Source organism: Dehalobacter sp. TBBPA1 (assembly GCF_040931655.1).
Classification (GTDB): Bacteria; Bacillota; Desulfitobacteriia; order Desulfitobacteriales; family Syntrophobotulaceae; genus Dehalobacter; species Dehalobacter restrictus.
Map to the genome: position 1 here is coordinate 2,975,489 of NZ_CP162385.1, position 12,413 is coordinate 2,987,901.

The following is a 12,413-nucleotide window of genomic DNA, read 5'->3' on the forward strand; positions in this document are numbered from 1 at the left end:
TCTATTTGTGGTAGGGTTCCCCTTTGCTGATCTTGCACGCCCGGTAAATCTGCTCCAGCAGGATAAGCCTGATCATCTGGTGCGGAAAGGTAAGCTTCGAGAACGACCACCGGTAATCGGCGCGTTTTCGGATTTCATCTGCCGTACCAAGAGATCCGCCAATCACAAAAGTGATCCGGCTCTGGCCTGAAAGCCCTCTTTCATCAAACAAAACGGCAAGTTCGGGTGAAGAAAGTTCCTTTCCCAGAAGATCCAGCAAAACCACATAATCCTGAGGTGAAATTAATTTAAGAACCTTTTCAGTTTCTTTCTGTTTTACTCTTGCTTCATCGGCAGCTGATGCCCTTTCGGGGCATGGTTCGTCCTCAACTTCAATCATCTCAAGCCGGATGTACGCGCCAAGACGCTTGGCGTATTCCTTCAGCCCTTCTTTTAAATATTTTTCTTTGATTTTCCCTACCGCTAGAACTTTGATCTGCAGCATGTTTTCTCCAACTCCAGTCACTATGTTTGCGTCCAAACATTTGCAATCAAAAACTTGAAGGTTAAATCTCTCTGATATTGGATTATTTACAATGAAGATTTTTTTCAAAAGTGTCAATAATATTGATGGAGGTGAAAAAAAATGAGCAAAACAAATGAAAGCAAAAAAAAGCTGCTGCAGAATCTAAAAATGGAGGCTGCGGCTGAAATCGGCCATCTTGATTTTGTAAGGGAAAATAACGACCACTATAAAGGCGATGTTACTGCCAGACAGAATGGTCTGGAAGGAGGCCCGATCGGCGGCCAGATGGTCAAAAAAATGATCGCCTATGCCAAACAGCAGATGAAATAGAATAACGGACTCATTTAGTATTCCTAATCTACTTCAATAAATATTCAAAACTTCTTCAGCCTACAATACTGAAGAGGTTTTTTGTTATATAATCTTCTGTTCGGAATACGACTGCTCTGTACCTTCTTCAGTGTTATGCAAAGCTGCCGCTTCCTCGCTGGGTGCAGATTGCATTTGCCCGGCGTTGTTATTCATTTTGTTTCTATTGTTCGTATTGGCATTATTGACTGCTTCCGACCTCTCCATATTTTTGAAAGCGACTGAAAGCATCAGTTTAATTCTGTTGATCTGATTCACCTGGCTGGCACCCGGATCGTAATCGATTGGCACAATATTCGCCAGCGGGTAGTGCCGTTTAAGTTCGCGGACCATCCCTTTACCCGTGATATGATTTGGCAGGCAGGCAAACGGCTGCAGACAGGCAACGTTTGTTGCTCCGCTTTCTATCAGTTCCAGCATTTCTGCGGTCAGGAACCAGCCTTCACCGGTCTGATGTCCGAGATGCATGATCTTGCCGGCCATATCGGCCAACTCATAAATCGATTTGGGAGGATGGAAACGGTTGCTCTTTGCCAAAGTGCGTTTCATTACCCGGCGGTAGTTTTCCAATCGCCAGATAATATAGCGGCTGATAAGCTCGCTTTTCAGTGAGCCAGCGAGTTCTTTTCTTCTGAATATTGTTCCATACGCACAGTACATAAAGAAATCCATCAGATCCGGCAGAACGGCTTCGGCGCCTTCCTTTTCCAGAACATCCACAATAAAATTATTGGCAAATGGATGAAATTTGACGAGGATCTCCCCAACCACCCCGACCTTTGGTTTCTTAACATCTAGGATCTCAATATGATCAAAGTCCTTGATAATTCGGCGGATATTTCGGTGATATTCCCGTAGGTTCATCGCAGCCAGGGTCGGCTTCAGTTTCTTCAGCCATTTGGCCAGGAGATCATTCGTTTCTCCTTTATTTTTCTCATAGGGTCGTATGGCATTGGTTACGCGCATCAGCAGATCGCCATAAACCGTAGCCATGACGCAACGCTTGATCATCTTCATGGAAAGTTTGAACCCGGGATTGGACTCCAGACCGCCGGCATTAAGGGAAATAACCGGAATCTGTTCCATGCCGGCATCTTTTAAGGCTTTACGGATAAAGCCAATATAATTGCTGGCCCGGCAGCCGCCGCCTGTTTGCGACATGATAACTGCCGTCTTGTTTAGGTCGTAACGACCCGATTTCAGTGCCGCCATAATTTGACCGACAACTAAGATTGACGGATAGCAGGCATCGTTATGCACATGCAGCAGTCCCTGTTCGACGACATCCATTTCCACATCAGGCAGAATCTCTATCTTATAGCCTTCCAAACGGGTGGCTTCTTCAATCAGTTCAAAATGGATCGGTGCCATCTGCGGAGAAAGAATCGTATACTCATGCTTCATTTCTTCTGTAAACATGACTCTTTTAGGTGTCTCAAAAAGCTTATGCGCATGAATTTCTTTTTTGTCTCTTTCCTTCATTGCAGCGAGCAATGACCGTATCCGGATACGAATAGCGCCCAGATTATTGATCTCATCAATTTTAACCAAGGTATAGGTCTTTCTGTACTGGTGCAGTATCTCCTGAACCTGATCCGTGGTGACTGCATCCAGTCCGCAGCCAAACGAATTCAATTGGACAAGTTCCAAGTCATCCCTGGTTGTCACAAAACTTGCTGCCGCATACAGCCTGGAGTGGTAGACCCATTGGTCGAGGACGCGCAGAGGCCTTTCCACCTGACCAAGATGAGCGACAGAATCTTCAGTCAGCACAGCGATCCCCAGACCGGTAATCATCTCTGGAATCCCGTGGTTAATCTCCGGATCGGTATGATACGGCCGACCGGCAAGTACGATGCCTTTCAGGTTGTTCTTTTGCAAATAGTCCAATACTTCTTCCGCTTTGTTTCTGAGGTCCTGGCGAACAGCATCTCTTTCGGCAAAAGCCTTATCTACAGCACTTGCTGCCTCTTGTCGTGTTATACCCATCGCTTTAAATTCTTCATAGATCCGAACTTTTAAACGCGCCATATCATCAATCGGCAGGAACGGGAAAATAAATGCAACTTCTTTGTTCCTTATTTCATCCACATTGGCATGAAGGGATTCCGGATAAGAAGTGACAATCGGGCAGTTGTAATTATTATTGGCGCCAGCTAGCTCTTTTTCATCTCTCGGAAGGCACGGATAGAAAATCCGCTTGACCCCTTTGTTCAGAAGGTCCTTAATATGCCCGTTGGCCAGTTTGGCCGGATAGCACAGCGACTCAGAAGCTACGGTCTCCATGCCGAGCTCAAATATCTTTTTTGAGGAGCGGCCGGACAAAATAACTCTGAAACCGAGCTCCGTTAGCAGCGTAAACCAGAACGGATAATGTTCATACATATTCAGGACCCGTGGAATCCCGATTTCGCCACGGGTTGCTTCTTCCTTTTTGAGTGGTTTATAGGCAAATAGACGCTCATATTTATAGGCAAAAAGGTTCGGAATATCCTCAGAGGTGTTTTCCAGTCCGGCTCCGCGCTCGCAGCGGTTTCCTGTCAGAAACTCCCTGCCGTCCGAGAATTGGTTGACCGTCAACAGGCAATTATTGCCGCATAGGCCACAGTGGCGCGTACTGGTCTCGGTATGGAAATCCCCCAGCTCTTGTTCTCCTAGCAAGGTGGTCTGTTCTCCGGCCTGATAATGGTCCCGGGCAATAAGAGCCGCTCCGAACGCGCCCATGATCCCGGCAATGTCCGGACGAATGACCTGGCGGCCCGTGACACGTTCAAAACTTCTTAAAACAGCATCATTATTAAACGTTCCGCCCTGAACAACAATTTTCTTACCAACTTCGGAAGAATTGTGCAGGCGGATGACTTTGTATAACGCATTTTTGACAACTGAATACGAGATCCCGGCCGCGATGCTGCCGATATCCGCGCCTTCTTTTTGGACCTGTTTGATTTTGGAATTCATAAATACGGTGCAGCGGGTACCCAAATCGACCGGGGTCTTGGAAAATAAACCTCTTTGCACAAATTCCAAGAGAGATAAACTTAGGGACTGGGCCAGCGTCTCGATAAATGACCCACAGCCCGAAGAACATGCTTCATTCAGCATGATATTATGAATAACGCCGTCGCGGATCTGCATGCATTTCATGTCCTGGCCACCGATATCGAGGATAAAGTCAACACCGGGCAGAAAATATTCGGCGCCCTTAAGGTGGGCAACCGTTTCTATTTCTCCGTGATCAACTTTGAGGGCAGCCTTTAGCAGGGCTTCTCCATAACCGGTCACGACGGAACCGCCAATCGTGGCTCCGGACGGCAAAGCCTGATAAAGCTTTTGCAGAGCAGAAACCGTAGATTTTAACGGACTTCCTCCGTTGCTTCCATAATGGGAATAAAGCAAATTGCCATCTCCATCAATCAGGGCAAGTTTCGTCGTGGTCGATCCGGCATCGATGCCCAAAAAGCAGGTTCCACTGGCTTCAGCCAGCAGTTTCTTCGCGACGGAATTTCCCCGGTGCCTCTGACTGAAGGCTTCATACTCTTCTTCACTGGCAAACAAAGGCTGGAGCAGGGTAGTGGCTGAATCCGAATTATGCAGATTCGGGATGTTCTCATAGATCACGTGAAGATCACAGACTTCGCTCTGTTTCGAAGCCAAGGCTGCCCCAATCGCCACAAAAAACTGAGCATTATCTGGCGCGATAATATTTTCCGGTTTAAGCTTCAAGGTTTCAATAAAGCGCTGGCGCAGTTCAGGCAGGAAAGAAAGCGGTCCGCCCAGAAATGCCACATTGCCCCGGATTGGTTTGCCGCAGGCTAAACCCGCAATGGTCTGATTCACGACCGCCTGAAAAATTGAGGCGGCAATATCTTCCTTGGCCGCACCTTCGTTTAAGAGCGGTTGAATATCTGTTTTAGCAAAAACCCCGCAGCGCGAAGCGATCGGATAAATCTCCCGATGATGCGAAGCCAGTTCATTGAGACCCGCAGCGTCGGTTTTCAGCAAGATAGCCATTTGATCAATAAACGCACCTGTCCCGCCGGCGCATGTACCGTTCATCCTGAGTTCGGGCGATTCCCCAAAATATGTGATCTTGGCATCTTCGCCGCCCAGTTCTATCGCGACATCCGTATCCGAAATAAATCGTTCAACAGCTTTTTGGCAGGCAATAACCTCTTGAATAAAAGGAATCCCAACCTGTTCGGAAGTGGACATACCGCTTGAACCTGTCACGTTCATGGTGACTTTTTCATTGCGGAACTGACTGTAAATCTTTTGCAGAAGGTTGCTGACTGTATGCTGGACATCTGAAAAATGCCTTTGGTAACTACTGAAAACCAAGTTATCTTTTTCATCAAGTATTGCAATTTTAACGGTGGTCGAACCGACATCCAGTCCGATATGCATTTGTTTCGTCATTCACCTGTCTCCTTCTATTTAAACAGCCTGCTCAATCTATAAAAAACAGCGTTTTAATCCTTTAGCATCAGACTCTATTATATCAGGTTTCATCTGTGTAACAAAATAGCAACTTTTTCTGTCCGGCCCTGTGTCTCGTCCTGCTTAGTATCTCGTCCGTATTATTGTATGAGAATGCCGGGAAAAGTGCCTATCCCTATAGAAAATGTGGCTGCCGCCAAGCTTTTGGCGGCAGTCTTTAGCTGACATAGTGCGAAGGTCTTCCTATAGCCGATTCGTTCGATCTTTCTAGTTTCCGGTTGTTCTATTCTGATCTGATTTCTCCGAGTACCGCATCCGTTTTATACGTGCTGCCGCCCCGGAAATAGCTGACAGATACTTTATCTCCCGGCTTGTATTTAAAGAGTTCGTGTGTCAGCTCCAGAGAATTGGTTATGGCTGTTCCGTTAATGGCCGTAATGATATCTCCGGCCTGGATACCGGCTTTAGCTGCCGCCTCGCCGTTTTCGGCACTGGCGATATAGCAGCCTGCCGGCCAGTCTTTGAATGAAGCGTATTCCTCCGTGTAACGGTCGTCGATATTGATCTGCAAAGCCGGATGGCTCGCAAACCCTTTTTCAATGAGCTGCTGAATTACAGGCAGGGCATCGGAAATTGGGATCGCAAACCCCATACCTTCAAAGCCCTGGGTATCATTTTTGGCTGAATTTATTCCGACAACCTGGCCGCTGTAATTGACGAGCGGTCCGCCACTGTTGCCTGGGTTAATCGCCGCATCCGTCTGAATCAGATTGAAGCTGGCTTCCCCCTGCAGCTGAAGAAACCTGTCTGTCGCTGATACCACACCGGCTGTGACTGTACGGGCAAAATCCTGGCCTCCTGGATTCCCGATCGCAACGACGGATTCTCCGACTTTTAAGGCTGCGGAATCTCCGAGCTGGACAGCCGCAAGTTCCTTCGTACCGTCAATTTTGAGCACGGCAAGATCGGTCCGCGGATCACCGCCGACAAGCGTTCCAGGAACATCCCGACCATCGGCAAGCGAAATCATAATTTTTTCAGCATCTCCAATGACATGGTAGTTGGTAACAATATAGCCATGGGCAGCATTGATGATAAAGCCGGAACCGCTTCCTGCCTCACTGAGTCCATCACTGCTGCCGGCAAAAATATTCCCGCTATACTGAAAGTTGGCCACACCTACGACAGCAGGCCCTACTGTGCTGGCAATATTAATCACCGGTGACTCCCCACCGGTAGCACCTGAGGATGTAATCGGGGGATTTTCTCCCTGTTGAACGACAACCTTATTACCGCCTTCCAAAGAATTGCCTTGAGGATATGCCGCCGGAACAAGAATGACAGCAATCAAGCCGCCCAGAACTGCGCTGATGACAGCAAGCAAAACCGTTGAAACAATACGGGGTTTCCCACTCCTTCGTCCGAAATTGTCCCGGTCATCATAATCATCCATCTGACATCCCTCCTATCCAGTATGTATCATGTCTACCTTAAATTTAGTCTGTCAGTTATGCTCTCTTGACATACTATCCCAGTGTAATAAGTTCGTGCGGATAATGTCTCGGTGCGACCCTGATTTTTAGATTCGCGCATTTTTTCTTAGCCTGCGAATCCCGAAGCATCTCCACGACTGTACTGAGCGCCATTTGCGGCGTATTATTTTCTTCGCTTAAGTGAGCAAGCACGACTTTTTGCGTGTTTTCATCGAGCCATTCCGTCAAGGCCTCAGCAAGCTGGACATTGCTCAAATGTCCAGCATTTCCGCTGACTCTTTTCTTCAAATAGTACGGATACCTTCCGTGCCATAATGTTTCCAAATCGTGGTTTGCCTCGACGACGTAGGCATCACAGCCCCGAAGATTCCGATGCATCTCTTCTGTAACAATGCCGCTGTCAGTCGCTATGCCAAGCGTATGCGTTTTACCTGTTATTTTAAGACCGTAGCTTTCCCTGCTGTCGTGGGAAGTCGGGAAGAGTTTCACATCCATACCCGCAAGATAGATGTCCCGGTCGATAATTCTTTTCTGTTCAGAATTAATATCCCCAAGCACCGTTTCAATTTCCTGCCAAATTCCGGCTGTCGCATAGACGGGAATCTTCAGCTTGCGGGCCAGCACGCCGGCCCCCTTGACATGGTCGGAATGTTCATGGGTAATGATGATCCCTTCCAGCTGAGGAGCGGCGATATCAATCATCTCGAGGTTCGTAAGCACCCTCTTGGCCGCAATGCCGCAATCCACAAGCAGACTCCTGTTCTCTTCCCCTACAAATATGGCATTACCGGAACTGCCGCTGGCCAGTGTTGCAAAATACATCTGTTCACCTTCCCAATCTGTGATTCAGGCGCTTACTCATCCTGTTATTAACATGTCTGCCGTTACTTGTCTCAGGTTCGTTTGTCTAAGGTTCAATGTCCTGAGCTCTTGCAATCATTTCCTCGAGCTTAGTCTTCATCTTTTCATCCGTATTGTATTTTAACGCCGTCTGCCAGTACTGCTCGGCCTTCTTGTAATCTTCTTTGCTGTAAAACTGGAACATCCCATACCAATATAGCACATCCACATTTTGCGGTTCCTTTTCAATTAATTCCTTGTATGTTTCATTCGCAAGATTAGAATCACGTGAAAGGAATGCGGATATTGCAAGTTTTAACCTTACATCATTGTCGTCTTTCTGTGCCAGGACTTTTTGGTAATACGTTATCGCATTCTGCAGATCTTCCTGGTATTCTTCATCGTTAAGCTCAATTGTTGTACTCGCTTTACTATAATAAGCGTCGGCCAGAGCCAGCTGCGCTTCGACGTCTTCCGGGCTCTTTTCGAGTGCTGCGCTGAGTTCCACGACGGCTTGCTTCCGCTGATTGTATTCCTGCTCCAACGCTTCTTGGCCCTGGGTATCTTCCGTATTATCAGACCCTGGAAGGGAAATTGCATAAAATGTTGATCCAATAAGGGAAATGCAGATTATCCCTATGATAAACCCTACGGTGATCTTTTGAACTTTTTTTTGCATTTTTTCTCCTAACCTGCGACCTTCCTATTATCAACAATAGGAAGGTTTAATTAATCTTTCCTTAGAAACAAAAGAGTCAAAGAAACTCTTCCTTTGTGCCAGGGTTCTCTTGTTAAATAAGAACCCTTTGCTTGGCTTCCATGATTTTAAGATAGTACGCGACTTCAAGCCTTTTTTTCTGCAGCTCGCATCCCATCGGATACACTTTTGTCAGTTCCCCGCTGAAAGCTACATTGGCTGCATGGCATCCGCCGCTGCATGAGAAGCGTGCCCAGCAGACGCGGCATTCTTCCTTCGTATAGACCTGCGCCTGGCGGAAGGACTGAACAATTTCTTCCTTCAGTTCACAGTTCAGATCATTCACAGATCCCATTTTATATTTTTCCTGTCCGACAAACTGGTGACAGGGGTAAATATCCCCCTCCGGCGAGACGGCTACATACTCATGTCCGGCCCCGCAGCCCGACAGTCTCTTAATCAGGCAAGGTCCTTCATCAAGGCCTGCATTGAAGTGAAAAAAGACAAATTCTTTCCCTGCCTCGCGATATTCCAGCACTTTTTCTCCTAAAATATCGTAGCTTTCTTTGATTTCTGCCAGATCTTCCTCTCTAAAAGCATACACTTCCTGCGGAGAAGCTACCACCGGCTCCACAGAGATCCTTCGGATGCCGCTGTCCGCCATATGCAGGACATCCTTGTAGAAGTCTTTATTGAAATGTGTATAGGTTCCCCGGACATAAAAATAATTGCCGACAGCATAACGCGACGTCTCCGGCCGCATTTCCGTAAATTTAAGGATCTGCGGCATAATCCGGTCATAACTTCCGGCTCCGTTCAGGAAAGGCCGCATTCTATCGTTTACTTCCTTGCGTCCGTCCAGACTCAGTACAACACTGATTCCTTCGTCTTCCAAAAATCTGGCTGTCTCTTCATCCATCAGAACCGCATTCGTCGTCAGTGTAAACTTGATCTTTTTACCGGCCTGAGCGGCTATTTCCCGGCCGTAAACAATCAATTCCCTGATAACCGGCAAATTCATCAGCGGTTCGCCGCCAAAGAAATCAACCTCGCAATGTCCCCGGTCTCCGCTGTGGTCCAATAAAAATTTCAACGCTTTCTTGCCTGTCTTAACGTTCATCAATTCGCGGTTACCGCCGAAAGGTCCTGTTCCCGCGAAACAATATTTGCAGCGCAGGTTGCAGTCATGCGCAACGTGCAGGCACATCGCCTTGATCACCGGCCGGTCAGAAAACGGTAGTATTGTTTCTTCGGGCTCGCAGGAAAACAACAGCTTTTGATCCTGAAGCACTTTCAATTCTACCAGGATTTCCTGCTTTTCTTCAGAAGAAAGATTATACCCGCAACTGTCCAGCATCTCTTCTGAATCTTCCAAACTGTTCTTTTGCTGATATGTTATCAATTCCTGAATAAAAGCATATGTCTTGTCATCAATCACATGAAGCGACCCCGAATTGACATCGTAGGCAATCTGAAGTTTCCCTTGCGTATACACATGTACATTTTTTGCTATATTGTAGTTCGTCAATTTCATGTTTCTGTATCCTCTGCCCATCGTAATAGTTTTCAGAACAATTATACCATTGAAATACCTTTATGAAAAAAGAAAACTTGGCTGACGCCAAGCTTTTTTACAGAACCCCTTTATAAATAACCGTCTGTCTGTCTTCTATGATGTTCCTGTTATTTTTCACAAACCTGATTGCCAACTGTACAAGATGTCTTACAAGCCGATTGACAAGATGTCTGGCATTTTCCGCATCCTCCGGTTTTGGCTGTTGAGGCTAAGTTCCCCTTAATGACTGTCTGAATATGTTTAGCCATGCGTATCCTCCTTATTATTGTTTAGGCTGACTGAACAAGTAGATGACCTTTCCTTCAGCGGAGTATCCGGTGATATCTGCGCTTACCGATGGGACCTGCGGTTCACTGACAAACGCATACCATAATCTCAGCTGATCGGTGTTAACAATTTTCCCCTGGACCTTTTCCCCGTCGATCGTCGTAACAGTTACACGTACAATATCCTTATTCGTTATCTTGCCGTAATAGACCGAATATTGGGTGCCATCTTCTCCAAGATCCGCATATCGCCACTGTAGGCCGTCGGGATAAGTGACAAGCTTGCCAACCGCACTTCCTGTCCATTTCCAGCCAAAACTGTTTTTTGTGAATATTCCTGTGCTTAATTCTTCTTCAAACGTGTAAAATACAATCCCGGAATTATCACTGACTTGTTCAACTTTTACCAAGTCATATCCTTTGGGAATAAGCGGCTTCGCTTTCGCTACCGCATCATCCAATGAATTACATCCGCCTAATACTGCTGTCATGATCACAATGGTCAATATTGCCACAATTTTCTTGAACTTGCCCTTCTTGCAAAACATTCGGCTATCAGAGTCAGATAACATTCTTTTCCTTTCAGCTCCTTTCGGCTTAACGCCTCACTAAAGCCTCATGTGATTTTTATTATACATCGCGTCCCGCTAAAATACCATTAATTAGCTTTTTCGATAAAAAAACCAGCTTAAAACTGGCCTTATATTCTTAAATTGGAGCGGAAGACGGGATTCGAACCCGCGACCCTCGGCTTGGGAAGCCAATGCTCTACCGCTGAGCCACTTCCGCATAAGGTATTTTTTCAGGTAACTATTATTATATTTATTATCCTCTCATTCGTCAAGAGGCCATCATTTTTCTATCCTACACCATCATGTCTCCATCCTTCACCACCAGTTTCAGCACTTCACCATCCTTTTTCTTAGCCTGCAGTAACAAGCGACGCCAGTAACAGCATTCCCTCATTCTCCCGATAGATCTGCGCGAATTGAGAAATCGGCAAAGGATTTCGGCCAAGCCCAACCTCAACCGTATAGCCCGGTCTCCGGTATTTTTCGATAAACCAGTCCTTATAGCCTGCATACGATGTTATTCCGGTCGCTTCTTCCAGCGCATAGCCACTTTTTTCTGCTAAACTGAGTGCAATTAGCCGGTCCCTGGCCGAAGCCAGACCTCTGTAATTCCAGTAAATCACCCTGCCTTGGCTGTGGTAGGCCAGGACAAGTCTATAATTATGATTTCTCGTAAAGTCTGCAACTGCTTTGGATTCAGGCTCGGATTCCGGACCTGTCCCTGAAAATCTGGTCGGGCCGGGCCCGGTTATCCCATGACTGGCTTCCGCTTGTTTCGACAACTGCCAGGATGCATCATAATTGTGGTTCAGATCTACGCCACGAATATTGGCCTGCCAAACCTGGCCAAAATTCATCCGGCCTTCATTCCATTTCAGAAGAGACGTGTAGAAAGGGTGATTTATCTCAAGTCCGTTTAAAACCAGATCAATACCATCTGGATTCACCATAGGAATTAAATAAATTGAGCTTTGGCTCCATATCTCTCTTATGTTGTATCCCCTGACCGAAGTTCCGTCCACATAGTTTTTCAGATAATTTTCACAGAACTTCATTAGCATAACCGTTGTGATCCACTCCAGTGAATGATGCGACGCATTATAGAATACCTGATTCGGTCCATTACCCAGCCTCAGATAGTAAAGATTCCGCCCGAGAACACTTTTCCCGGCAACCCCGGTTTCCAGGAAAGGATAGCGTTTCTGTAACCCGGCAATATCCCGCTGCATGATTTCGTAGGTATAATTGAGGTCTGTATCGACAACATCAAAAGCATAGGGCACGGTCAACTGTTGTCCTAATCTTATATTGTCAGAACTGACCCCGGGATTTGCTGCCAGAAGCCGCTGAGTATTGATTTTATAACGGTTGGCAATCTGATATAACGTATCTCCCGCAGCAACCGTAACCATTATGTAGCCGTTCAGTAACGGCAAGAGCTTTTGATAAGTGATTGGACCAATGATTCCATCTACTTGGAGACCACTGGCTGCCTGAAACTGCTTCACCGCTCGCTCTGTATTTGTTCCGAATACTCCGTCTACCGTCCCCGGATCATAGCCCAGCTTTTTGAGCAAAGCTTGAACTTCCATCACATCATTTCCTCTGACTCCGATCTTAAGTACGCGCACCTAAATCCCCCCATCTATGTTCGT

The 12,413-nt window shown here is 46.6% G+C and carries 10 protein-coding genes and 1 tRNA gene; 1 reads left to right on the forward strand and 10 read right to left on the reverse strand.

Annotation, left to right across the window (positions count from 1 at the left end):
* Position 1 precedes the first annotated feature (1 nt).
* Entirely contained in the window at positions 2-481 is a 480-nt protein-coding gene (gene rlmH / locus AB3489_RS14520) for a 23S rRNA (pseudouridine(1915)-N(3))-methyltransferase RlmH (protein WP_368294641.1), read from the reverse strand.
* Positions 482-625: 144 nt separating this feature from the next.
* Here rlmH and AB3489_RS14525 point away from each other — a divergent pair, with 144 nt between their 5' ends.
* Positions 626-835: an alpha/beta-type small acid-soluble spore protein gene (locus AB3489_RS14525; protein ID WP_020491935.1), complete on the forward strand. Its 210-nt coding sequence runs from the start codon at positions 626-628 to the stop codon at positions 833-835.
* Between the two features lie 84 nt (positions 836-919).
* Here AB3489_RS14525 and AB3489_RS14530 read toward each other — a convergent pair whose 3' ends face one another.
* The 9 genes from AB3489_RS14530 to AB3489_RS14570 all read right to left on the reverse strand — a co-directional run bounded on the left by AB3489_RS14530 (position 920) and on the right by AB3489_RS14570 (position 12,389).
* On the reverse strand, positions 920-5,293 hold the full coding sequence (locus tag AB3489_RS14530) for an acyl-CoA dehydratase activase-related protein (RefSeq protein WP_368293432.1): 4,374 nt from the start codon (positions 5,291-5,293) through the stop codon (positions 920-922).
* Between the two features lie 304 nt (positions 5,294-5,597).
* Positions 5,598-6,767, reverse strand: coding sequence for a S1C family serine protease (locus tag AB3489_RS14535; RefSeq protein ID WP_368293433.1), 1,170 nt, complete (start codon positions 6,765-6,767; stop codon positions 5,598-5,600).
* Positions 6,768-6,840: 73 nt separating this feature from the next.
* Entirely contained in the window at positions 6,841-7,629 is a 789-nt protein-coding gene (locus AB3489_RS14540) for an MBL fold metallo-hydrolase (protein WP_368293434.1), read from the reverse strand.
* Positions 7,630-7,714: 85 nt separating this feature from the next.
* Positions 7,715-8,326 carry a tetratricopeptide repeat protein gene (locus AB3489_RS14545; RefSeq protein ID WP_368293435.1) on the reverse strand — a complete coding sequence of 204 codons (612 nt, stop codon included), beginning with the start codon at positions 8,324-8,326 and terminating at the stop codon, positions 7,715-7,717.
* A 112-nt stretch (positions 8,327-8,438) separates the two neighbouring features.
* A complete protein-coding gene (gene scfB, locus AB3489_RS14550) occupies positions 8,439-9,878 on the reverse strand; it encodes a thioether cross-link-forming SCIFF peptide maturase (RefSeq protein WP_368293436.1) in 1,440 nt (479 codons plus the stop codon).
* A gap of 149 nt (positions 9,879-10,027) precedes the next feature.
* Positions 10,028-10,168, reverse strand: coding sequence for a six-cysteine ranthipeptide SCIFF (scfA, locus tag AB3489_RS14555; protein ID WP_019224921.1), 141 nt, complete (start codon positions 10,166-10,168; stop codon positions 10,028-10,030).
* A 14-nt stretch (positions 10,169-10,182) separates the two neighbouring features.
* A complete protein-coding gene (locus AB3489_RS14560) occupies positions 10,183-10,734 on the reverse strand; it encodes a hypothetical protein (protein WP_368293437.1) in 552 nt (183 codons plus the stop codon).
* A gap of 166 nt (positions 10,735-10,900) precedes the next feature.
* Positions 10,901-10,975, reverse strand: a tRNA-Gly gene (locus AB3489_RS14565).
* Positions 10,976-11,108: 133 nt separating this feature from the next.
* Entirely contained in the window at positions 11,109-12,389 is a 1,281-nt protein-coding gene (locus AB3489_RS14570) for a M14 family zinc carboxypeptidase (RefSeq protein ID WP_368293438.1), read from the reverse strand.
* Positions 12,390-12,413: the final 24 nt, after the last annotated feature.

Coding starts and splice junctions, on each gene's coding strand:
- AB3489_RS14525 (WP_020491935.1), top strand. CDS start 626: ATGAGCAAAACAAATGAAAGCAAAAAAAAGCTGCTGCAGAATCTAAAA.
- AB3489_RS14530 (WP_368293432.1), bottom strand. CDS start 5,293: ATGACGAAACAAATGCATATCGGACTGGATGTCGGTTCGACCACCGTT.
- AB3489_RS14535 (WP_368293433.1), bottom strand. CDS start 6,767: ATGGATGATTATGATGACCGGGACAATTTCGGACGAAGGAGTGGGAAA.
- AB3489_RS14540 (WP_368293434.1), bottom strand. CDS start 7,629: ATGTATTTTGCAACACTGGCCAGCGGCAGTTCCGGTAATGCCATATTT.
- AB3489_RS14545 (WP_368293435.1), bottom strand. CDS start 8,326: ATGCAAAAAAAAGTTCAAAAGATCACCGTAGGGTTTATCATAGGGATA.
- scfB (WP_368293436.1), bottom strand. CDS start 9,878: ATGAAATTGACGAACTACAATATAGCAAAAAATGTACATGTGTATACG.
- scfA (WP_019224921.1), bottom strand. CDS start 10,168: ATGGCTAAACATATTCAGACAGTCATTAAGGGGAACTTAGCCTCAACA.
- AB3489_RS14560 (WP_368293437.1), bottom strand. CDS start 10,734: ATGTTTTGCAAGAAGGGCAAGTTCAAGAAAATTGTGGCAATATTGACC.